The following is a 23391-nucleotide window of genomic DNA, read 5'->3' on the forward strand; positions in this document are numbered from 1 at the left end:
TCACGGGCGCGCGGCGGGGCGTGTAGGGCGGCTCGCCTACGATACCCCTTATGGTTACTCCCAGAATCAGCTATGCGCATCTGCTCGCCAAGCCCAATCCGAAGCATGTCGAGAGCCTCCTGAAGTTCTTCGAGGCCGGATGCTCCAAGCGAGGCACCGGTGGTTTCGGCGTCGAGATCGAGCACCTGCCGGTGCATAATTCCGACGACACCGCCGTGACCTACTACGAGGAGAACGGCATCGAGGCGCTGCTCAAACGTCTCGCCCCGTACTACGACGAAAGCAAGGAGTACTGGGAGAACGGGCATCTGGTGGGGCTCGGCCGCAAGGGCGTCTCCGTCTCGCTCGAACCGGGCGGCCAGGTCGAGACCTCGATCGGCATCCTCAAGGAGCCCGCCGATCTCAACCAGCTGTACGGCCAGTTCCGCCGCGAGGCCGATCCGATCCTCGACGAGCTGGGCTTCCGCCTCGTCAACTACGGCTACCAGCCGAAGTCGAGCTATGCGGACGTCCCCGTCAACCCGAAGGACCGCTACGACGCGATGACCGACTATCTCGGCCGCGTCGGCCAGTTCGGCCCGTGCATGATGCGCTGCTCCGCCTCCACGCAGGTGAGCATCGACTTCGTCGACGAGCAGGACGCCATCGACAAGATGCGCGTCGGCACCGCCATCGGCCCGATCCTCGCCTGGTTCTTCCGCAACACCCCGTACTTCGAGGGCCGCGTCAACCCGTACCCGCTGCTGCGCCAGCGCATGTGGGACTACCTCGACTTCCAGCGCACCAACGTGATCCCCGGCCTGTACGACCGCCGGTTCACGTGGGAGGACTACGCGGTGGACGTGCTGTCCACGCCGCTCATGTTCGCCGACCTGACGCACACGCCCGAGGCGGTCGAATCCGGTCTGAGCCGCAAGGAGCTGCACCGCGCCGCCTTCCGCGAGAACGCGGGCGACGTGTACCCGGACCGCGAGCTCAACGCGTACGAGATCAACCACATCATCTCCACGCACTTCAACGACGTGCGCCTCAAGAACTTCATCGAGTTCCGCCATTGGGATTCGCTGCCGATCGAGCGCGCCGAACGCCTCACGGAGATCATCGCCTCCCTGTACTATGTGCCGGCCAACCGCATCCGCATCGAAAGCTACTTCGACGGGCTCACCGAGGAGGACGTGTTCGAGGCCAAGGCCAACATCCAGGCGCACGGCCGCGAATCCGCACCGTACGGCCAGCCGCTCGACTTCTGGCGCGAGTTCCTCGGCCTCGAAGGCCTGCTCGAGGACATCCCCGGCGACCCGAAGCATCCGGATGTCTTCCAGCGCTGATCCATTCGCCGTTTTCCGCCCGTTCCGGCCCATGCCGGGGCGGGCGGCGGCGTTTTCGGCGGATTCGGCGGGACGGGATGGGAGAACGCGCAACGGTGACGGGATGACACGCATCGGGCGCATCGACGGCGTGAACCTCGGCGGCTGGCTGGTGCTGGAGCGGTGGATGACGCCCGGCCTGTTCCGCGCGAGCGGCGAGGAGGACGAGATCTGGCTGCATCGGACGGCTGATCCGGCCGAACTGGAACGTCTGCTGCGCCGTCATCGCGACACGTACATCACCGAAAAGGATTTCCGTGCCATCGCCGCGCATGGACTGAACCTCGTGCGCATCCCCGTGCCGTATTTCATCTTCGGCGACGTGCCCGGCCATCCCGGATGCGTCGACCATCTCGACCGCGCGTTCGACTGGGCGGAGCGAGCCGGGCTCAAGGTGCTCATCGACCTGCACACCGTACCCGGCTCGCAGAACGGCTTCGACAACGGCGGCCTGACCGGCGTCGTCCGTTGGCACAGGAGCCCGCTGCAGGTCGCGTTCGCGCTGGACGTGCTCGCACGCCTCGCGCGCCGCTACCGTGACCGGTCCGCGCTGTACGGCATCGAAGTGCTCAACGAGCCGGTCGATTGGCTCACCTACCTCACGTCGCCGTCGAGCTCGCGCGCGAAGGACCCGCGTGAGGCGTGGGGAAGCGGGCATATCCCGATGCGGTTCCTCAAACGGTTCTACCGTGCGGCGTACCGGCGTCTGCGCCCGATACTCGGCGACGGCCCCGTCATCGTGTTCCACGACGGGTTCCGGCTCGGCCGGTGGCGCGGCTGGTTCGCGCGTGAGGGCATGCGGAACGTCCGTCTCGACACGCACGCCTATCTCGTCATGTCGGAACGGCCCGAGGCGCTGTTCCGCAGGCTGCCGGACGCGTGGCTGATGCGCTGGTACCGGCTGTTCACGGCGTGGCACGCGCGCCGCATCCGCCGCGCCGCGCGGTTCACGCCGGTCATGGTCGGCGAATGGTGCGTCGCCAACCGGCTCGCGGCGCGAATGGGGGAGCGGGGGAGGTGCGGCGCGTCCGGTGGCGGCGTTTCGCGCGCGGACGACGGCGTTTCGTCGCCCGCCGCGCGGCGCCGCGACGTCTACCGCGCGGTCGCCGCGATGCAGCGTGACGCATGGGACGTGTCCGCCGGTCAGGTCTACTGGAGTTACCGTCTGCGCGGCGGCCGCGACGCGACCGGCCGGCTTGATCGTCTCGCGCCGGTCGGCGGCGACGGCACGGTGACGGACGACTCGCGTCTCGACCCGTGGGACCTGACGCACGTGTGGCACGCGGGATGGATGGAGTGACGCGCGATGATGCTGTGGTGATGGCGGGTGATGGCGGGTCGGCTCAGCGGTAGCCGTCCCAGAGGGGTGAGGGGAGCAGGGCATCCTCGCAGTCGGCCCACATCGCGTTGAGGTCACGGCCGGGGGAGCGCAGCCAACGCAGCTGGACGCCGTCCATCATCGCGAAACCGGCTTCGAGCACATGCGCCACGTCCACGCCGTCCGGCACCGACCAGCGGATGTTGAGCGCGTTCGCCACGGTACGGCGCTCGCGGTCGGCGAAATAATCGTGCGCCGGATGCTTCGGGTCGAGGGCCTCGGCGCTCAGCGTGGAGAACATGTGCACCTGATCGGGGCGGGTGCTGTTGAGCGCGACGATACGCCGCCACATCTCGGCGATGAGCGGGCGGTCCATGGCGATCATGTCGGCCATGATCAGGTCTCCCGCACGGTCGTACTCGTCGGTGAGCGCGAGATGGAGCAGTCCCTCCTTGCTGCCCACGTAGTGCAGCACGCCGGCCTTGGTGAGTCCGACGGCGGTGGCGATGCGCTGGATCGACGTGCCGTAGTAGCCGAAGCGCCCGAAGGACAGCGTGGTCGCTTCGAGGATGGAATGACGGCGGTCGGTGTCGTCGGTGAGGTCGTTGGTGGTCATGGTATGTACCATACGGTCGGTTGGTTGGTATTTCAAATGATTCCGGCGTGTTGTGGGCGGTGTTTTGATAATCTACCTACCAACCGGTTGGTTGTGAGTGGTTCGCCTGGGGTTCATGGATGAGGGCCGGGGACCGCACTGGAACAGGCCGGCCGCATGACTCAACGGAACACGCAAAGGAACTCAAGGAAAGAGGCACACGTCATGAGCGAGCACACCCACCCGTCCGTCAAGGATCTGACGCTGGAGGAGAAGGCCTCCCTCACCTCCGGCGGCGACGCCTGGCATCTGCAGGGCGTCGAGGCCAAGGGCATCCCCGGCTACATGATCACCGACGGTCCGCACGGATTGCGCAAATCCCTCGCCACCAGCACCGGCGAGACCGATCTCGACGACTCCGTGCCCGCCACCTGCTTCCCGCCGGCCGCCGGCCTGTCCAGCTCGTGGAACCCCTCGCTCGTCCGCAAGGTCGGCGAGGCCATGGGCGAGGAGTGCATCCAGGAGAAAGTCGCCGTCATCCTCGGACCCGGCGTCAACATCAAGCGCAACCCGCTCGGAGGTCGCTGCTTCGAATACTGGAGCGAAGACCCGTACCTCGCCGGCCATGAGGCCGTCGGCATCGTCGAAGGCGTGCAGTCCAAGGGCGTGGGCACGTCGCTCAAGCACTTCGCCGTCAACAACCAGGAGACCGACCGCCTGCGCGTCGACGCGCGCGTCTCCCAGCGCGCCCTGCGCGAGATCTACCTGCCGGCCTTCGAACACATCGTCAAGACCGCCCAGCCGTGGACCATCATGTGCTCCTACAACCGCGTCAACGGCGTCCACTCCGCCCAGAACCATTGGCTGCTCACCGACGTGCTGCGCGACGAATGGGGATTCAAGGGCATCGTCATGTCCGACTGGGGCGCCGATCACGACCGCGTCGCCTCCCTCAACGCCGGCCTCAACCTCGAAATGCCGCCGAGCGGCACCGACGACGAGATCGTCTACGCGGCCCGCGACGGCCGCATCGACCCCGCCCAGCTCGACCGCATGGCCCAGGGCATGATCGACCTGACCGACAAGGCCCGCGCCGCCATGAGCGCCGACGGCTACCGTTTCAACGTCGACGCCCACGACGAGGTGGCCCACCAGGCCGCCGTCGAATCGATGGTCCTGCTCAGGAACGAGGATGCGATCCTGCCGCTGAAGAAGGATTCGAGGATCGCCGTCATCGGCGAATTCGCCCGCATCCCGCGCTACCAGGGCGGCGGCTCCTCCCACATCACCCCCACGAAGATGACCTCGTTCCTCGACACGCTCGCCGCACGCGGCATCGAAGCCGACTTCGCCCCCGGCTTCACGCTCGACCTCGAACCCGCCGATTCCGTCCTCGAACTCGAAGCCGTCGAAACCGCCCGGGGCGCCGACGTGGCGCTCCTGTTCCTGGGTCTGCCCGAGGCCGCCGAGTCCGAAGGCTTCGACCGCGAGACCCTCGACCTGCCCGCCAAGCAGACCGAACTGCTCGCCAAAATCGCCGCCGTCAACCCGAACGTGGCCGTCGTGTTGTCCAACGGATCCGTCGTCTCCGTCGCCCCGTGGGCCGGCCATGCCAAGGGCATTCTCGAATCCTGGCTGCTCGGCCAGGCCGGCGGTCCCGCGCTCGCCGACGTGATCTTCGGCGAGACGAGCCCCTCCGGCAAGCTCGCCCAATCCATTCCGCTGGATATCAACGACGACCCGAGCATGGTCAACTGGCCGGGCGAGGAAGGCCACGTCGACTACGGCGAGGGCGTGTTCGTCGGCTACCGCTACTACGACACCTACGATGTCGCCGTCGACTACCCGTTCGGCTACGGCCTGAGCTACGCCAAGTTCGAGATCTCCGACGTCCACGCGGAGAAGACCGGCGCCAACACCGCGTCCGTCACCGCCACCGTCGCCAACGTCTCCGACGTGGACGGCGCCGAGACCGTGCAGGTGTACGTCGCCCCCGGCAAGGCCGACGTGGCCCGCCCGGCCCACGAGCTCAGGGGCTTCGTCAAGGTGTTCCTCAAGGCGGGCGAGTCGAAGACCGTGACGTTCGACCTCGACGAGCGCGCCTTCGCCTACTGGTCCGAGAAATACGGCGACTGGCACATCGAGGCCGGCGCATACGGCATCGAGGTCGGTACGTCCAGCCGCGACATCGCCGCCACCGTCGCGGTCGACCTGGAGGGCGACGGCAAGTCGCTGCCGCTCGACGAATGGTCCACCTACGGCGAATGGGAGGCGGACCCGGTCGGCGCGAAGGTCGTCGCGGCGGTCGAGGCCGCCGGTGAATCGGGTACGCTGCCGAAGCTGCCCGACAATGCCATGATGCGCATCTTCCTCAAGTCCATGCCCATCAACTCGATGCCGATGCTGATGAGCGACGGTGGTAGGCGCATCACCGCCTTCATGCTCGCCGAATACGCCAAGCTCACGAAGTAGCCGTCGGCCTCTCCGTGGCCTCTCCGTGGCCCCTCCGGCACGGAGTCGCCGGCCTGTTCATGGCCCCCTCTGACGAGGGGGCTGTCGGCGAAGCCGACTGGGGGAGAGACCAGTGAAGCGCGGTCATCCCGACTGGGGAGATATGTGAAGCCCACCCTTCCGTGCTCACCTCGAGTCGACTGCCGTCCGAAAGCCCCCTCGACTGAGGGGGCTTTCGCCATCATGTGACATACGACACGCCGATTGTTGCATCTGCAACTGTTGTATGCGGGACGTATTACTATCGCACCATGCAAGATGGTTGCATATGCAACAAAACGCATGTCCGACCATGTCCGGAAACGAAGGTGGATGAGTTATGGACAGTCACATCCTCAGCTTCGAGCTGAGGGCGCTGGTCAAGGCGATCAACCGCCATCTCGGCGAGACGATGCCCGAATCGGCGCGCATCGCCACGGGCGGCAACGCCCGCATCATCATGTTCCTCGCCCGCAACCGCGACAAGGACATCTACCAGCACACCATCGAACGCAAGTTCTGCATCACGCGGTCCACCGCCTCGCGCGTGCTCGCGCTGATGGAGAAGAAGGGCCTCATCGCCCGCGAGTCGGTGGCGCATGACGCACGACTCAAGAAGATCGTGCTCACCGCCAAGGCCGACTCCATCGTCGCCTGCCTCTCGGCGAACGGCGAAAGGATGGAACACCGACTGGTGGAGGGATTCACCGACGAGGAGCGGGCCGCCCTCATGGACTACGTGCTGCGCATGCGCGCGAACGTGGACGCGGCACAACGCGAGTTCGAGGAGCGGTCGGCCGCCGGCACCCCGGTCGGTGAGCCATGCGGGGACCTCGCCGGCGACCCCGGCGATCCCGATGACGTCCCGGTCGCGGGGACCGGTGACGCGAACGACACGGACGATACGAAGGAGGAGAACGCATGAGCGACAACACGACCGCGACACGCGACGCGGACGGCCTGACCGCCACCGAGACGGCCATCATGAAATCACGCGGGAAGAACGAACCCGACCGGCCGAAACACATCATCCGCACGCTGGCCGGATCGATGCGCGAATACACGAAGGAAAGCTGGCTGGCACCGCTGTTCGTGTTCATCGAAGCCATCCTGGAGATCGTCATCCCCACCGTCATGGCCTCCCTGATCGACCAGGGCATCACCGGCGGGAACATGAACGCCATCGTCAAGTTCGGCCTCATCCTGCTGCTGTGCTCGCTGGTGTCGCTCGCCTGCGGCTTCCTCGCCGGCAAGTACGCGGCCATCGCCGCCGCCGGATTCGCGAAGAACCTGCGCCGCGACCAGTTCGAGAAGGTGCAGGCGTTCAGCTTCACCAACATCGACCGGTTCTCCACCGGCTCGATCATCACGCGCCTGACCACCGACGTGACCAACCTGCAGATGGCCTACGGCATGATGGTCCGCATGGGCGTGCGCGCCCCGATCATGGTCGTCGTCGCGTGGATCTTCTCGTTCCGCATCTCACCGTCCATCTCGCTCGTGTTCCTCGCCTGCGTGCCGATCCTCGCGATCGGCCTGTGCGGCCTCGCGGTGCTCGTCCACCCGGTGTTCGAGCGCGTGTTCCACACGTACGACGCGCTCAACAACGTCGTCGACGAGAACCTGCAGGGCATCCGCGTCGTCAAGTCGTACGACCGCGAATCCTACGAGATCGGCAAGTTCGGCCGCATCTCCCAGCGCATCTTCAAGGACTTCACCAAGGCCGAGCGCATCATGAGCTTCAACAGCCCGATTATGATGTTCTGCATCTACGCCTCGATGATCATGATCTCCTGGATGGGCGCGCAGCAGATCGTCGCCTCCGGCAACAACGCGGCGCTGGGACTCACCACCGGCGACCTCACCGCCCTCGTCACCTACGCGATGCAGATCCTCATGGCCATGATGATGCTCTCCATGATCTTCGTCATGTGCATCATCTCCCAGGCCTCCGCCGAACGCATCTGCCAGGTGCTGCAGGAGGAGAGCACCGTCACCGACCCGGAGCATCCGGTCATGGACGTCAAGGACGGCTCCATCGAATTCGACCACGTCACCTTCCGCTACTCCGCGTCTTCCGAGAAGCCCGTGCTCGACGACATCGACCTGAAGATCGCCTCCGGCATGACCGTCGGCATCGTCGGCGGCACCGGCTCCGCCAAGTCGAGCCTCGTGCAGCTCGTGCCCCGCCTCTACGACGTGAGCCAGGGCTCGCTCAAGGTCGGCGGCCGCGACGTGCGCGACTACGACCTCGTCACCCTGCGCGACCAGGTCGCCATGGTGCTCCAGAAGAACGTGCTGTTCTCCGGCACCATCGCCGAGAACCTGCGCTGGGGCGACCCCGACGCCACCGACGACCAGATCCGCCACGCCTGCAAGCTCGCGCAGGCCGACGGCTTCATCCAGGAATTCCCCGACAAATACGACACGCACATCGAACAGGGCGGCACCAACGTGTCCGGCGGCCAGAGGCAGCGCCTGTGCATCGCCCGCGCGTTGCTCAAGAAGCCGAAGATCCTCATCCTCGACGACTCCACCAGCGCCGTCGACACGAAGACCGACAAGCTGATCCGCGAGGCGTTCCACCACGAGATCCCCGACACCACGAAGATCATCATCGCCCAGCGCATCGCCTCCGTGCAGGAATCCGACGTGATCCTCGTCATGGACAACGGCCGCATCATGGCCAAGGGCACGCACGACGAACTGCTCGAAACCTGCGACGAATACCGGTCCATCTACGAATCGCAGACCCGCAACACCGCCGCCGGCCAGGCCGAGCTCGAACGCGAGGCGGCCCAACGCGCCGAGCACATGCAGCAGGCCGAACAGGAAGGAGAGAACCGATGAGCGACAAGCAGACCGCGCAGAACCGCAAGCCCGCGATGCGCAAGCCCGCCCCCGGCACCACCAAGCGCATCTTCGGCTACATCATGGCCTACCGGTGGCGCGTCATCGCCATCGTCGCCTGCATCCTCGTCGGCGCCGCCGCCCAGGCCGGCTCCGCCCTCTTCCTCCAGTCCCTCATCGACACGTACATCCTGCCGATGGTCGGCGCGACCGACCCCGACTGGGGACCGCTGATCCGCGCCATCACCCTCATGGGATGCCTGTACGTGGCCGGCATCGTCGCCAGCTGGCTGTGGCAGTGGCTCATCGTCACCGTCGAACAGGGCGTGCTCAAGAAGATCCGCGACGATATGTTCGCCCACCAGCAGTGGCTGCCGATCCGCTACTTCGACACCAACGAGCACGGCGACATCATGAGCCACTACACGAACGATACCGACACGCTGCGCCAGGCCATCAGCCAGTCGTTCCCGCAGATGTTCGCCGCCGGCATCTCCGCGCTCGCCGCGATCGTCTCCATGCTGTGGCTGAGCGTGCCGATCACCGCGTTCGTGCTGCTGTTCACCGTCGGACTCTACTTCGTCGTGCGCAAGATCGTCGGCCGCGCAGGCCGCTACTTCGTCAAGCAGCAGTACTGGATCGGCGACGTCAACGCGTTCGTCGAGGAATCCGTCAACGGCCAGAAGGTCATCAAGGTCTTCAACCACGAGCCCGACACCCAGAAGACCTTCGACGAGAAGAACGAGGAGCTGTTCGAAGCGTCCGCCGAGGCGAACACGTGGGGCAACGTCACCATGCCCGTCGTCGGCAACATGGGCTACATGCTCTACATCCTCCTCGCCATCGTCGGCGGCGCCATGGCGCTCGCCGGAGTCGGCAACTTCGGCCTCGCCGGTGCCGGTCCGCTCACGCTCGGCACGCTCATCTCCCTGCTCACCCTGTCCCGCTCGTTCATCAACCCGCTCGGCCAGGTGTCCATGCAACTCAACATGGTGATGATGGCGCTCGCCGGTGCCTCCCGCATCTTCCAGCTGATGGACGAGCCGGTCGAGGCCGACTCCGGCACCGTCACGCTCGTCAACGTCGAACTCGGCGAGGACGGCCGCACGATGCGCGAAGTCGACCACGAGACCGGCCACTGGGCGTGGAAGCGCGAGGAGGGCGACGACGGCACCCGTTCGCTCAAGGCCGCGGAGAAGCTGCACGGCGCCGCCCGCGAGGTCGCGCTCAAGGCCAAGGAGCAGGCCGTCACCTCGCCCGACGGGCGCTACACGCTGCTCAGGGGCGACGTGCGCTTCACCAACGTGACCTTCGGCTACGATCCGGCCAAGCCGGTCCTGCACGACATCACCTGGTTCGCCAAGCCGGGCCAGAAGATGGCGCTCGTCGGCGCGACCGGCGCCGGCAAGACCACGGTGACCAACCTCATCAACCGCTTCTACGACATCCAGGAAGGCCAGATCCTCTACGACGGCATCGATGTGAAGAACATCAGGAAGCCGGACCTGCGCCGTTCCCTCGGCATCGTGCTGCAGGACGTCAACCTGTTCACCGGCACCGTGATGGACAACATCCGCTACGGCCGTCTCGACGCCACCGACGAGGAGTGCATTGAGGCCGCGAAGCTCGTGAACGCGGACGGCTTCATCCGCATGCTGCCGCAGGGCTACCAGACCGTGCTCGAAGGTGACGGCTCCGGCCTGTCACAGGGCCAGCGCCAGCTCATCTCCATCGCGCGCGCCGCCGTGGCCGACTCCCCGGCGCTGATCCTCGACGAGGCCACATCGTCGATCGACACGCGCACCGAGGAGGTCGTGCAGGCCGGCATGGACGCGCTGATGAAGGGACGCACGGTCTTCGTGATCGCCCACCGCCTCTCCACCGTGCGCAACTCCGACGTGATCATGGTGCTCGACCATGGCAACATCATCGAGCGCGGCTCCCACGACGAGCTCATCGCCCAAAAGGGCGAGTACTACCAGCTCTACACCGGAGCCGTGGAACTCGAGTAAGTTATATATGCCGATGCCCGGGTGCTGGGATGAGACCGCATGCTCATCCCAGCACCCGGGCATCGGCATATTCATCTCCGTTTGACCGGGGTTCGGCGGGATTTCTCGCTTGGAAGGGGTACTTCCACGTCGTTGACCAGCTGTAACCAGCTTCCGAGGGGTATTCAATCCGCGTTACGCCGGGTACGGACGGCATCATATCGGCGACGATATCCGGGATGACACTCGTCAGGCACCCCTTGCAATGCAGATGGATGTCCGGGCTTTGAAAGGTGTACCCCTCCCAAGGGAGAAAGCTCCGTCACATGAACAGGGCGGCGCCGTCCTTGACGACGATCAGGACGACGATCGCGAGAATCCACACGAAATCGACCATGAGATCGTAGTTGAGCCGGTAGTACGTGTCGAGGCCGCGCGGCTTCGACATCGCGGCGACCGCGGCAGCATCGGCGGCCACACCGTCACCACCGCCGGCGCCACCAGCCACCCCGATGCCACCACCGGGCAGCCTCTGCACGACGACAGTCGCGTGGCTCAGCGCCATGAACTGGATCGTCGTGGAGAACATGAGCGCCAGGCACCACGGGCACAGCGCGTTGATCACGAACAGCGACTGCGAAGTCAGCCAGTACGAGTACAGCAACGCCGCCAGCCCGCCGAGCCACGTGCATGCGGCGAACCAGCGCGGCACGCGAACCCTCGCCAGTCCGATTACGGCGATCGTCACGAACACGGATTCCGCGGCGATGCCGAAGAACGCGTTCGGGAAGCTCAGTCCGGCGAACTTCACGATCTCCGACTGCCAGGATTGTGCGACCGTCGAGCAGGAGAGCACCGCGTTCACGTCGCAGCCGAGCTGCTCCTTGGGGTGCCTCGCCAGCTGGAGCGTCTCCGCGCTCAGCACGAACGAGACGATCAGCGCCGCCGCCGAGGCGAGCAGCACGACCAGATACGTCCAGGTCGCGCCATGCCGCCATCCGTGCGGCCTCAGGTCGCGGGTGCCAAGCGCCCGCACCTCCTCGGTCGTCATATCGTCCTCCACGCTCTCGTTCGTCGTCGTGTCATCGGCCATCCGTCATCGTCCCCTTCCGTCGTCGACTATCAAATGCCTTATCGAACGTATCGTATCGTCGCGCGTATCGCGTCGTGCGTGGCGCGACTCACCGCGCCAACGTCACGTCGCCGACGATCGTCGCGTCGCCGGTGAGCGTCACGTCCGTGTCGCTCACGTCGACGCGCAACGTGCCGCCGCGTACGGTGATGAGCCAGTGGTCGACGCCGGTCTTCGCGCGCAGCGTGATCGCCGTCGCGCACAGTCCGGTGCCGCACGACAGCGTCTCGCCGCAGCCACGCTCGTTGACGCGCATCGTCGCCTCGCCGAGGTCGTCCGCGTCGTCGTCGATGTCGTCGATACGCACGAATTCGACGTTCTGGTCGGATTCGATCACGGGCGCGACGACCGGCTTCGTGACGAGGTCGAGCGCCTCGACGGTCGGCAGCGTGGAGAACGCGTCTTCGATGACGGCGACGACGTGCGGATTGCCCATGTCGACGAACGTGCCGCGGGCCGCGCCCGGCGTGCCGGGAATCGTGACCTCGTACGCGTCGGTCTCGCCGCGCCGCCACGCGCCCATGTCGACGCGGAACACGTGTTCGCCGAGGCCTTCGACCTTCCCGAGCGAGGTGAGGGTCTTGACGCCGGCGCGCGTGCCGAGACGGAACACGTCGCCGTCGAACAGGCCCTCGCGCTGCGCGAACAGGGTGATGGCGCGCGTGCCGTTGCCGCACATCTCCGCCAGCGAGCCGTCGGCGTTGCGGTAGTCCATGAACCATTCGGCGCCGTGCGCCTCGCAGTCGGCGATCTGCTCGCCGCTCAGATCGGACACGTCGCGCGGATGGGCGAGACGGATGAGACCGTCGCCGCCGATGCCGAAATGACGGTCCGTGAGGAAGCGCACCTCCTCCTCGGTGGGTTCGAACCGCCCCTCGCGGTCGAGGTAGACGACGAAATCGTTGCCGGTGGCGTGCGCTTTGGTGACATGCTGCGGAATGCTCATGCACGCCAGCATACCCGTCGCGCCGGCCCCGGGCCCCGCGCTGTTCGCCATGCGCGAGTACGCTGGGACGGCAGTGGACGCGTCGCGGACGCCGACGGGAAACGACCGGCGGGAACGACCGCGGAACGCCTTACGGGAACCATGGGAACGGCAAGGAGGATGGCGATGAGTTCGACGGCGCCGATTGGCGTGTTCGATTCCGGATTGGGCGGCATCTCGGTGGTGCGCCAGCTCGTGCGCGACATGCCGCGCGAGCGGGTCCTCTACTTCGGCGACTCCGCGAACGCGCCGTACGGCGTGAAATCGCCGGAACAGGTGAAGGCGTTGAGCTTCGCGATCGTGGAACGCTTCGTGAAACAAGGCGTCAAGGCGGTGGTGATCGCGTGCAACACGGCCACGTCCGCGGCGGTGAACGATCTGCGTGAGGCGTACGACATCCCGATCATCGGCATGGAGCCGGCGTTGAAGATCGCCTGCGACCGCGGCGACGTGCCCTCCGACCCGCATCACATCCCGCAGCGCGTGATCGTGGCGGCCACGCCGCTGACGCTGCGCGAGCGCAAGTTCGCGAAGCTGATGGAGCGTTTCGACTCGGACAACGAGATCTATAAGGAGCCGTGCCCCGATCTGGTGGAGATCGTCGAATCGGGGCGGCTCGGCGACCATGATCTGGTGATGCGCACGCTGCACGGCTACTTCGACCAGTACGACCTCGACCGCATCGACTCGGTGGTGCTCGGCTGCACGCATTTCGTGTTCTACCGCGACTACTTCCGCGAACTTCTGCCCGAGCGCGCGGCCGTCATCGACGGCAACGAGGGCACGGTGCGGCACTTGGGCGTCGTGCTCGAATCGCTCGGCCATCTCGCGCCGGAATCGGCGGAGGGCGGCGTGGAGCTCGCGAACTCCGACCCGTCGGAGCGCATCGCCGCGCTGTCGCGCGAGCTGCTGCACGCGTGAATCGCGTGAATCACGTGAGACGGAGCGGAACCATCCCGCGTTGCGACGGTTCCGCTCCGCCTGTCCAATAACCACGGGGATGTCCCGGCTTGTGGCGTAGTGTCGGCTTGACGGACCGCGGAACCGCGGCCGACGGACAGGGACGTAAGGGGAGTGACATGGCGAACAGGACGGCGATGATCGACGTGGGCGGAGGCTTCCGCGCGATCTTCGGATGCGGCGTGATGGACTACATGCTCGAGGAGGGCATCGACGTGGACATGTGTTACGGCGTCTCCGCGGGCGCCGCGAACATGACCTCGTTCATCGCGCGCCAGCACGGCCGCAACCACACGTTCTACACGAAGTTCGCGTTCCGCAAGGAGTACGCGAGCGCGGAGAGCTTCTTCAAGAACCACAATTTCGCGAACCTCGACTACATCTACGGCACGCTGAGCAACCATGACGGCGAGTATCCGGTGGATTTCGACGCGTTCGAGGCGAATCCGACCGGCTTCACCGTGGTCGCCTGCAACGCCGAGGACGGTTCGACCAAGTACTTCGACAAGTCGCGCATCCGCTTCGACGATTTCGACGCGGTGAAGGCGTCGTCCGCGGTGCCGGTGGCGTGCGAGCCGTACGTGGTGGACGGCGTGCCGTACTATGACGGCGGCATCGCCGATCCGGTGCCGGTGCAGAAGGCGCTGGACGACGGCTACGACAAGGTGATCCTCATCCTGTCGCGTCTGCGCGACGAGGTGCGCCAGCAGCGCAAGGACCTCGCGCCGGCGAGGATTCTGGAGCGCACGTATCCGGCGGCGGCTGAGCGTCTGCGCATGCGCTACAAGACGTACAACGACGAGATCGAACTGGCGAAGCGCTACGAGGCGGAGGGCCGCGTGCTCATCCTCGCGCCGGAGGACCTGTATGGCCTCAACACCTTGAGGAAGAGTTTCGAGGGCCTGGAGATGATGTACCGCAAGGGGTATGCGGCGGCGGAGTCGTCGGTGAAGGCGTTCCTCGCGAGCTGAACGCGGTCGCGAGGAACGCCTTCACGCCTACCGTGGCCTACCGCTCCTCCGTCGCCTACCGTCGCCTACCGTCGCCTACCGTCGCCTGCCGCCGCCTGCCGTCGCTGCCTACCGCCGCACGTTGGCGAGCGGTTCGCCGGCCGCGTAGCGTCGCACGTTCTCCAATGCGATGGCAATGATGCGTCGTTCGGTGACCTCCAGATGGTTGCCGCCGGCCACGTGCGGGGTGATGAGGCAGTGCGGCTCGTCCCACAGCGGACTCGAGGCCGGCAGCGGTTCGGGCTCGGTCACGTCGAGTCCGGCGCCGTGCAACTGGTCCTCGGCGAGCGCGGCGGCGAGCGCGCGCGGGTCGACGGCGTTGCCGCGTCCCGCGTTGAGCAGCACGCATGTGGATTTGAGCAGGTGGAGCCGGCGTGCGTCGATGAGATGGTCCGTGTCGGGCGAGGCGGGCACGGCGAGCGCGACCACGTCCGCGTCGGGCAGGAGTGCGTCGAGTTCGTCGAAGCCGTGCATCTCGTCGATGCCGTCGGCCGGTTTCGTGCGGTCGCGGCGCACGCCGACCGTGTGCGCGCCGACCGCCTTGGCGAGCGTTGCGAAATACGAGCCGATGTCGCCGGTGCCGACGACGAGCACGGTCGCGCCTTCCGGGGTGAGCGCGCGGCCGAGGTCGTGCCAGCGGTGCTCGTCCTGCTGGCGTGCGTAGGCGGGGATGTTGCGCATGAGCGCCCACATCATCGCGAACAGGTGTTCGCCGACGGTCTGCCCGTAGGCGCCGGTCGCGTTGGTGACGGTGACGCCGTCGGCGAGGACGCCGGGCGCGACGTATTTGTCGACGCCGGCGCTCCACGTCTGGAGCCAGTCGAGCCGCGGATAGTCGCGGGCGTCGGCGGGCGGGATGTTGCCGATGACGGCGGTGGCGGCGTGGCGCAGTTCGGCCGGGACACGCGCCTTCCACGTCATCGTGCCGCGTTCGATCGGATTGCCGACGAACTCCTGGCGCACGCCGGGCGCGGCGGATACGAAAGCCTGCCGCTCGGCGTCGCTGAGCGGCAGGCAGTTGATGATGGTCTTCGCGGATTCGGTGCTTTCGCTCATACCGTCATTGTAGGCGTCGCGAATCCGCGGGCTCCCTACTTGCCTTGCGTTTCGGAGGCGGTGAGCATGGCCTTGGTGACCTGCTCGTAGAGGTCCTGGTAGCCGCCCGGCGTGGAGGCGGGCAGCACCACGGTCTTCGCGTTGCTGGATTCGGAGAGCGAACGCATCACGTCGAGATACTGGTTGAACAGCACCACGTTGTTCACGTCGTTGATGTTCATGCCCACGGCCTGCAGGCTCTTGATCTGGTCGACGATGCCGTTGGCGATCTCGCGGCGGTAGTTCGCCTGGCCTTCGCCCTGCAGGCGCGTCTTCTCGGCTTCGGCGGCGGCCTGCGTCTCGATTTGGATGCGCTGCGCCTCGGCGCGCTGGCGCGTCGCCTCCTTCTCGCGCTGGGCGGCGTTGATCGAATCCATCGCGTTCTTCACCTGCGGCGAGGGGTCGATGGCGGTGATGAGCGTCTTGACGACGGTGAAGCCGAAGCGGCTCATCTCGTTGCCGACGGTCTTCTGCACGTCGAACGCGACGTCGTCCTTGCGAGCGAACGCGTCGTCGAGGGTCAACGCGGGGATGGCGGAACGCAGCGCGTCCTCCATGTAGGAGCGCAGCTGGCCGGCCGGGTCGCGCAGCTCGTAGTAGGCGGTGGCCACGTTCTGCGCGTTGACGCGGAACTGCGTGGAGGCGACGACGGTGACGAACACGTTGTCGAGCGTCTTGGTCTCCAGCTGCACGTTGAGCTGGTTGACGCGCATGTTCGTCTTCATCGCGATGCGGTCGACGAACGGGATGCGGATGTGGATGCCGGCGAACTGCACCGACTGGAATTTGCCGAACCGTTCGATGATGTACGCCTGCTGCTGCGGAACGATGAAGATGGACGAGAACACGAGGACGAGTACGACCACCACGATGGGGATGATCACGCCTCCCAATACCGCGCCTATCATTTTCTGTTTTCCCTTCCGTTGTGCCGTGACCTTCGTTAGTCACATGGCCCAGTACCGTCGATTCTACCAGCGCGGCGCGGGCACGTCGATGTGCGGGAGGCCTCCGGGCCCGGGTTACGATAGAACGTATGACTGGATACGTTGCGCCCACCGAACCACCGAAGCAGGGATGGGATCTTCACTGCCACACCGTGTTCTCCGACGGCACGCGCACGCCCGCCGAGATGCTCGCCGAGGCGGGGGAGCGGGGGCTTGTCGGCGTCGCCATCACCGATCACGACACGACGGCGGGCTGGGAGAGCGCCCAGAAGGCGGCGAAGGCGCAGGGGCTGCCGCTGCTGCGCGGCAGCGAGATCACCGCGTGCGATGAGGACGTGTCGGTGCACATGCTCGCCTACCAGTACGACCCGCGCAACCTGCACATCACGCGCCTGTTCGCGGCGACGCGCGAGGCCAGGCTCAAGCGCACCGAACGCATGGTCGCGCGTCTCGCCGAGGACTATCCGATCAGCTGGGAGTCGGTGATGGCGCAGGTCAAGGAGGGCGGCAGGACGACGGTGGGACGCCCGCACATCGCCGACGCGCTGGTGGCGGCCGGCGTGTACGCGAACCGTTCGGAGGCGTTCGCCGACGCGGTGAGCGCCGATTCGAAGTACTACATACCCACGCCCTCGCCGACCACGCACGAGGTGGTGCGTGCGGTGAACGAGGCGGGCGGCGTGGTCGTCATCGCGCATGCGGGCGATCTGAGCCGCAATCGCCGGTTGCTCTCCGACGAGCAGATCGAACGGCTCATCGGAGAGGGACTCGACGGGCTCGAGGTGTGGCATCGCGGCAACCCGCCCGAACAGCGCGCACGCCTGCTCGCCATCGCGAACGCGCACGGGCTGCTCGTCACGGGCGGTTCGGACTGGCACGGCGCCGGCAAGCCGAACCTGCTGGGGGAGAACCTCACCGACGAGGCGACGGTGCGCCGCATCGTCGAACGCGGCGCGATCCCCCTGTGGCGGTAAGGACCGCGCCGCGTCCGGTCACAGCGCGCCGAAACCGACGGCGTGCTTGGTCTCCGAGCCGACGATCGCGTAGCCGAGCGCGTCGGCCGGCACGATGATGCGGCGGCCCTTGTCGTCGGTGAGGACGACCGGCTGATGCGCGTCCAGCGCCTTGGCGATGGTCTCGTTCACCTGGTCGGCGGAATCCTCGGTGCTGAAGGTGACGGTGCGCGCCACGTTGCGGATGCCCAGTTCGATGTCCATGTTGCTCCTTTGTGTGTGATTCGTGTGCGATTGTGGTCGTCGATGTTCCATTGTGCCCGTCCGCCGCGTCATGCCGCGGCGGACGGGCGTGATTACGCCGTCGGCGTGGCGTCCCGCGCCTCGTCGGGCACGGTGACGGCCTCGCCGGTGTCATCGTCCGGTTCGTCGTCCGGTTCGCCGGCGGCTTCGGATGATTCGGCTTCGGGCGTCTCGGCTTCGTCCGTTTCGCCGTTGCCTGGTTCGGCTTCATCCGTTTCGCCCGTCGGCTCGGCGTCCCGCGCCTCGCCGGCGGCCACCATGCCGGTGGAGGCGACCATCGCGACCGACGGTGCGGCCACGACCATCGGCGTCACCGACGGCGTGTCGTCAATCGCCTCGTCGGCGTCCGCGCCGTCGCCGGTGCCGGAACCGAGGCCGGCGTCGTCCGTCTCCTCCGGCTCCGCCACGATCCGCGGCGTCCCGTCGGCCGCGGGCGGGACGTATTCGCCGTCCGCCTGCGGCGCGTCGTCGGAGGTCGCATCCTCGAGCTCGAGTCCCGCGCGCGCGTCGCGCAGCGCACGCTCCTCACGTTCGAGCAGCGGGATCACGACGGTCGCGGACGTGTCCGCCGGCGGCTCATACGCCCCGTCAGCGTGAGCCTCGTCGTGGGGCCCGTCCACGTGCACGGCGGCCGCCCCCGGCGTCGCCGTGCGGGAGAGCGGATTGATCGGCGCGATCGTGGGGGGCATCTGCATGCCGCCCACGGTGCGGCGTCCGTCGTTCGAGGTCTCGGTCGCCGTGGAGTCCGCATCCGTCACATTCGCGCTCGCGTCCGCGTTTCCGCTCACGGGACCCTGAGACCCCTGCCGTAGCGCAATCGTGGCCGACGAGTCGGAGCCGTCCGCGCCGGCCGGCGCATACGCCCCCGCCGACCTGATCGGCGTGCGCGACGTGTCGTCCGCGTCCGCGCCGCCCGGCGCGTATTCGCCGGCGGCGACGATATCGGCCGAACCGGTGCTGTCCGTCTCGCCCGCCGTGGCGCGCGTCGCGGCCGCGGCCGTCTCGGCGGCGGCTCGGCGGCGCTCGCCGGCCTCGAGCAGCGTGCCCACGGTGATCGTCGACGGCGGCTTCTCCCGTCCCTCGTCCACCGCCGGCGCGCCGGCGCGGCGGGCGCCCGGACGGTACGACGCCGGCTTCGGCTCGGCGGCGCGCGCGGCGAGCGACAGCTGGTGCGCGAGACGGTCCACCTGCGCCTTGAACCGGATGATCTGCTGCGAGTCGGCGCGCTTGACCGCCTGGATGAAGTCGCCGACCTGCTCCATCTGCACCCACAGGTTCGCGCGCAGCATGATGAGCCCGTCGAGACGGTTGCCCATCATGCGGCCGTACGCGGTGAGCACCGCGTTGCGGTGGGCCTCGTCGAGCTTGGAGAAGATCCACGCCAGGTCGCGCGCCGGATCGTTCACCTGCATGTTCTGCCAGTTGTTGATCGCGGTGATCGTCGACCCGCTGAAGCGCACGTCGCCGTCCTCGAAGCCGCCGTGCACCATGCACGTGTTGAACGACCACAGGCCCTCGGTCTCCATGATCTTCGACCAGCTGGAGGTGATCTCCGGCGGCACATGGCCCGCGTTCTTCAGGCGTGCGATCCACGCGGTCAGCTGCGCGCGGATCTGCCCGGTGGCATACGCCGGGTACCCGGCGGGGCCGAGGAACGACGGGTTGAGCCGGTGGATCGCGCCGATCGCCGTGCCCATCGCGGCGCAGTCGTCCAAGGTGAGGAAGTTGAGGTCGCGTTCGACGCCGTCCTGATGCATCGCCACCATGACGGCCGTGTCGCCGGTGGCGCCCTGCGGGTCCGTGCCGGGCGCGAAGCCGAGCACGCGGTCGAGCGCGAAGCCCAGCCCGCCCGGATCGCGGGCCTCGGCCAGCGTCCTCGCCGCCTTGACCCTCGCCGCGAGCTTCCGCCGCCCCTCCTCGGTGTTGGAGGCGTAGACGTCGTACGTCTTGCCGGTCACGTCACGCACCTGCGCCTGGTCGACGCCGTCCGCATGCGTCATCCCCGGGAAGACGCCGGCCACGACGACGGACGGCAGGGCGGCGGAGGTGAGGGCCGCCAGCATCAGTTCATTACGTTCTGTCACACTCCCACATTAGTACACGCCGACCGCGTCGCGCCCGCCCGCCGCGCGGTGTGCCACAATGAGGGCATGGACAGGCTGCTCGACGGGTTGGATGAGGCGCAGACGGCGGCGGCGACCGCGCTGGACGGTCCGGTGCGGATCGTCGCGGGCGCCGGCGCGGGCAAGACGCGCACGGTGACGCGCCGCATCGCGCACGCGTGCGCGACCGGCGCGTGGGACCCGTCGCGCACGCTCGCCGTCACGTTCTCGGTCAAGGCGGCCGCCGAGATGCGCGTGCGTCTCGCGTCGCTCGGCGTGGGCGAGCAGGTCACGGCGTCCACGTTCCACGCGACGGCGCTGCGCCAGCTGCGTCGCGTGTGGACCGACGTGTGCGACGCGCCGTTCCCGCGGCTCGTCGAGGACGCCCGCGACATCACGGCGCGCGCCCTGCGCCGCGTCGACGCGGGCGTGGACGAGGACGACGCGACGGTGCGCGCGGTGCGCGACGAGATCAACTGGGCGAAGATCTCGCTCGTCGCGCCGGACCAGGCGACGCGCGTCGCCGCCGTCACCGGCCGCTGCCGCCCCGCCGGCCTCGAACCGGACCGGTTCGCCGACGTGTACGACGCGTATGAGCGGGAGAAGACGTCGCGCGGCGAGATGGATTTCGACGACATCCTGCTGATGGCGTGCCACGTGATCGAGGATTTCGACGAGGCGGCCGCCGCGATTCGACGCTCGGTCGGATGGCTCACCGTCGACGAGTACCAGGACGTCTCGCCGCTGCAGCACCGTCTGATGCGATTGTGGCTGGGCGACAACCGCAACGTGTGCGTGGTGGGCGATCCGGCGCAGACGATCTACTCGTTCGCCGGCGCGTCCAGCTACGACCTGCTCGCCTTCGCCGACGAGTTCAAACCGCTTTCGGCCGACATCTCCCTCAACACGGACTACCGTTCCACGCCGCAGATCGTCTCCTACGCGAACCGGGTGCTCGCCGCCTCGCCGGTGAGGCACGAGTATCTGAAATTGGTCTCGGCGCGCGAAGGCGGCCGGCGCATCGAACGCACCGTGTACGAGACGGACGACGAGGAGGCGCGCGGCGTGGCCATGCGCCTCCGCCGGCTCATCGACCAGGGGGAGGACCCGGCCGACTGCGCGATCCTCACGCGCATCAACGCGCAGCAGGCCGTATGTTGCGCGGCGCTGCGGCATGCGGGGATCGGCTACCGGGTGAAGCGCGACAACGGCTGGGCGTCCGCCTCGCCGGTGGCGGACATGGACATGGCCGCGCGGCTCGCGATGGCGGAGACGCTGCGCGAGCACGACGAGGCCCAGGACGCCCGCCGGCTCGCGGCGAAGCTGGGGCGCGTGACCGTGTCCACCGTGCACGCCTCGAAGGGCCTCGAGTTCAAACACGTGTTCGTGATCGGCTGTTCGGAGGGCCTCATGCCCTACGGCTCGCCCCAGCCGGGGGATGAACTGGAGGAGGAGCGCCGCCTCATGTACGTGGCGATCACGCGCGCCGAGGACACGCTCCACGTCTCCTACGCCCGGTCCAAGGACGGCATGGGCTCCCAGTACCGTCGCTTGAGCCGTTTCCTCAGCTGATCATTCGGCCGAGGAAACGTCCGAGGGGCCGTCGCCTTCCTCGCCGAGCAGCTTCGAGAGCTCCGCATCCCAGTCGGTGCCGGTGGAGCCGGATTCGCCCTTGCCGTCGGGACCACCCTTGCCATCGCCGTCCTTGCCGGAATCCGCGTCGCCCGTGGTCCCCGTGGCCCCCGGCTGCGCGGCCGTGCCGTCGTCGCCGGCGAGCACGGGCAGCAGGTCCGGGTGCGACCATTTCGCGTCACGTGCCTCGACGCCCTCCGCGGAGGTGATCATCTCCCACATGCCGGCCGCCTCGCGCATGCGCTTCGGGCGCAGCTCCAGGCCCAGCAGGCTTTCGAACGTACGCTCGGCCGGGCCGCCGGTCGCGCGTTCGCGGCGCATCATCTCACGCAACTGCTCGATATGCGGGATGTGCGCCATGCCGGCACGCCACACCACGCAGTCCACCCAGCCCTCGACCATCGCGAGCAGGGATTCGAGCGCGGCCAGCGCCTCCCGCTGCTCCGGCGTGTCCGGGATGCCGACCTTGGTGAGGTTCACCGCGCCGGAGATCGAATCCGGGTCGAGCGCGCCCGCGTCGCGCAGCTGCTCCTCCATCGCGTCCAGGTCGATGGAGATGCCGCGCGCGTACTTGCCGATCAGGGCCTCGAAGCGCGGCATCAGCCACGGCACCGCCGAATAGAGGCGCGCGTGCGCCACCTCGCGCAGGGCGAGGAACGCCATGACCTCCTCGGCGGGAATCGGGTCGGGGCGCACGATGTCGTCGAACAGGGCCTCGGTCTCGGGGTCGGAGGCCGGATGGTCGGCGGGCTTCGCCGACGTGAAGCCGATCGGGTTGGACGCGGCGCCCTCGCCCGCGCCTGCGCCGTCCGCGGTTCCGGCATCGGCGGAGCCGCCCTCGCCGTTGAGCTGCTTCGTGTACTCCTCGACGTTCTGCGCGACCAGCGCGCCCGCCGGGTTCGACAGCAGCGCAATGCCCTGGTCGAAGCCGCCGTGCACCTCGCGGCTCAGCGAGCCGGCCGCATGACCCAGCTGCATCGCGAACGACGTGTTGCCGAGCAGCTTGACCAGCTGCTTCGGGTCCTTCATGCCGTCCGGGATCGGAATCGGCACCGGGCCGGCGAACATGCCGGCGATCTCGCCGTCGAACGCGCCGCCGAGACGTTCGGAGATCACCGAGGCGAGCGCCTCGCCCATCGAGGAGGCGACCGGCGCGGCGAACTTCGCCCACGCGTCGAGCGTGTCCTCCACCCAGCCGGCGCGGGTGAGCGCCTGCGGCTCGCCGGGGGCCGGATCGAACTCGCACGCCGTGTCCAGCCACAGGTTCGCCTCGCTCATCGCACGGCGCACCGCCGCGCCCTCGGCGGCGGTGACGCTCGTGCGCGAGCCGTCCGCGTTCGCCTGCTGGAGGGCGAGCGATCGGGCGAGCTTCACGTTGATCGGCCCCTCCTCGACCACCTGGTTCATGTCGCCCATCGTGTTGAGGCCGCCCGCGGTGAACGCGGCCATCATCTGCTGCACCTCCGCCGGGTTCGGCAGGGTGCTCGGATCCTGGCTCATCAGCTGTTCGCGGATCGAATCGGGCAGCTGGGAGATCTGCTGCCACGCCATCTCGCCCTGCACCGGGCCGAAGCATTTGATCAGCCACTCGTGGATTGCGTTCTCGTCCATATCGGATCCTCTTGTCTGTCGCCGTCGGGTTGCGTTTCCTGCCGTCCATA

Annotated in this window: 18 protein-coding genes; 10 read left to right on the forward strand and 8 right to left on the reverse strand. The window is 67.5% G+C overall.

Translation table 11 applies throughout. From position 1 onward, the window contains the following. Positions 1–50 precede the first annotated feature (50 nt). The gene (locus tag AC1AYN_RS01230; protein ID WP_476502578.1) at positions 51–1328 is read left to right on the forward strand and encodes a glutamate-cysteine ligase family protein; all 1278 of its coding nucleotides are present in this window, start codon (positions 51–53) and stop codon (positions 1326–1328) included. 103 nt (positions 1329–1431) lie between these two features. After that, positions 1432–2667, forward strand: a complete 1236-nt coding sequence (locus AC1AYN_RS01235; RefSeq protein ID WP_476531583.1) for a glycoside hydrolase family 5 protein — start codon at positions 1432–1434, stop codon at positions 2665–2667. Positions 2668–2710: 43 nt separating this feature from the next. Here AC1AYN_RS01235 and AC1AYN_RS01240 read toward each other — a convergent pair whose 3' ends face one another. Then, positions 2711–3301: a TetR/AcrR family transcriptional regulator gene (locus AC1AYN_RS01240; protein ID WP_476531585.1), complete on the reverse strand. Its 591-nt coding sequence runs from the start codon at positions 3299–3301 to the stop codon at positions 2711–2713. A 204-nt stretch (positions 3302–3505) separates the two neighbouring features. Here AC1AYN_RS01240 and AC1AYN_RS01245 point away from each other — a divergent pair, with 204 nt between their 5' ends. From AC1AYN_RS01245 to AC1AYN_RS01260, 4 genes are all read left to right on the forward strand, one after another. Continuing rightward, complete coding sequence (locus tag AC1AYN_RS01245) at positions 3506–5752, forward strand: exo-alpha-(1->6)-L-arabinopyranosidase (RefSeq protein WP_476531587.1); 2247 nt, start codon at positions 3506–3508, stop codon at positions 5750–5752. Positions 5753–6110: 358 nt separating this feature from the next. Further along, entirely contained in the window at positions 6111–6695 is a 585-nt protein-coding gene (locus AC1AYN_RS01250; RefSeq protein WP_476531589.1) for a MarR family winged helix-turn-helix transcriptional regulator, read from the forward strand. 59 nt (positions 6696–6754) lie between these two features. Then, on the forward strand, positions 6755–8620 hold the full coding sequence (locus tag AC1AYN_RS01255) for an ABC transporter ATP-binding protein (RefSeq protein ID WP_476532300.1): 1866 nt from the start codon (positions 6755–6757) through the stop codon (positions 8618–8620). Beyond that, positions 8617–10632 carry an ABC transporter ATP-binding protein gene (locus AC1AYN_RS01260; protein WP_476502583.1) on the forward strand — a complete coding sequence of 672 codons (2016 nt, stop codon included), beginning with the start codon at positions 8617–8619 and terminating at the stop codon, positions 10630–10632. The genes AC1AYN_RS01255 and AC1AYN_RS01260 overlap by 4 nt, the downstream gene beginning before the upstream one ends. Before the next feature lie 301 nt (positions 10633–10933). Here AC1AYN_RS01260 and AC1AYN_RS01265 read toward each other — a convergent pair whose 3' ends face one another. Both AC1AYN_RS01265 and dapF read right to left on the reverse strand, forming a co-directional pair. Next, positions 10934–11662 carry a vitamin K epoxide reductase family protein gene (locus AC1AYN_RS01265; protein WP_476532301.1) on the reverse strand — a complete coding sequence of 243 codons (729 nt, stop codon included), beginning with the start codon at positions 11660–11662 and terminating at the stop codon, positions 10934–10936. A 130-nt stretch (positions 11663–11792) separates the two neighbouring features. Continuing rightward, entirely contained in the window at positions 11793–12689 is an 897-nt protein-coding gene (gene dapF, locus AC1AYN_RS01270) for a diaminopimelate epimerase (RefSeq protein ID WP_476502584.1), read from the reverse strand. A 165-nt stretch (positions 12690–12854) separates the two neighbouring features. Between dapF and murI the strand changes: the two genes are divergently transcribed. Beyond that, on the forward strand, positions 12855–13649 hold the full coding sequence (murI, locus tag AC1AYN_RS01275; protein ID WP_476531591.1) for a glutamate racemase: 795 nt from the start codon (positions 12855–12857) through the stop codon (positions 13647–13649). A 158-nt stretch (positions 13650–13807) separates the two neighbouring features. Beyond that, positions 13808–14659 carry a patatin-like phospholipase family protein gene (locus tag AC1AYN_RS01280; RefSeq protein ID WP_476531592.1) on the forward strand — a complete coding sequence of 284 codons (852 nt, stop codon included), beginning with the start codon at positions 13808–13810 and terminating at the stop codon, positions 14657–14659. A gap of 108 nt (positions 14660–14767) precedes the next feature. Here AC1AYN_RS01280 and AC1AYN_RS01285 read toward each other — a convergent pair whose 3' ends face one another. Next, on the reverse strand, positions 14768–15754 hold the full coding sequence (locus AC1AYN_RS01285) for a D-2-hydroxyacid dehydrogenase (protein WP_476531594.1): 987 nt from the start codon (positions 15752–15754) through the stop codon (positions 14768–14770). A 35-nt stretch (positions 15755–15789) separates the two neighbouring features. After that, on the reverse strand, positions 15790–16701 hold the full coding sequence (locus AC1AYN_RS01290) for an SPFH domain-containing protein (RefSeq protein ID WP_476502588.1): 912 nt from the start codon (positions 16699–16701) through the stop codon (positions 15790–15792). A gap of 128 nt (positions 16702–16829) precedes the next feature. On the opposite strand from AC1AYN_RS01290, the gene AC1AYN_RS01295 reads away from it, so the two are divergent. Beyond that, the gene (locus tag AC1AYN_RS01295) at positions 16830–17714 is read left to right on the forward strand and encodes a PHP domain-containing protein (RefSeq protein WP_476502589.1); all 885 of its coding nucleotides are present in this window, start codon (positions 16830–16832) and stop codon (positions 17712–17714) included. 18 nt (positions 17715–17732) lie between these two features. On the opposite strand, the gene AC1AYN_RS01300 is transcribed toward AC1AYN_RS01295, so the two are convergent. Together AC1AYN_RS01300 and AC1AYN_RS01305 are read right to left on the reverse strand one after the other, a co-directional pair. After that, entirely contained in the window at positions 17733–17957 is a 225-nt protein-coding gene (locus AC1AYN_RS01300; protein ID WP_034530082.1) for a DUF3107 domain-containing protein, read from the reverse strand. A 92-nt stretch (positions 17958–18049) separates the two neighbouring features. Beyond that, positions 18050–20059: a phosphotransferase gene (locus AC1AYN_RS01305; protein WP_476532302.1), complete on the reverse strand. Its 2010-nt coding sequence runs from the start codon at positions 20057–20059 to the stop codon at positions 18050–18052. 87 nt (positions 20060–20146) lie between these two features. Here AC1AYN_RS01305 and AC1AYN_RS01310 point away from each other — a divergent pair, with 87 nt between their 5' ends. Continuing rightward, the gene (locus AC1AYN_RS01310) at positions 20147–21670 is read left to right on the forward strand and encodes an ATP-dependent helicase (RefSeq protein WP_476531596.1); all 1524 of its coding nucleotides are present in this window, start codon (positions 20147–20149) and stop codon (positions 21668–21670) included. Here AC1AYN_RS01310 and AC1AYN_RS01315 read toward each other — a convergent pair whose 3' ends face one another. After that, positions 21671–23341 carry a zinc-dependent metalloprotease gene (locus AC1AYN_RS01315; RefSeq protein ID WP_476531598.1) on the reverse strand — a complete coding sequence of 557 codons (1671 nt, stop codon included), beginning with the start codon at positions 23339–23341 and terminating at the stop codon, positions 21671–21673. Positions 23342–23391 lie beyond the last annotated feature (50 nt).

It is taken from the genome of Bifidobacterium sp. LH_413, assembly GCF_056357015.1.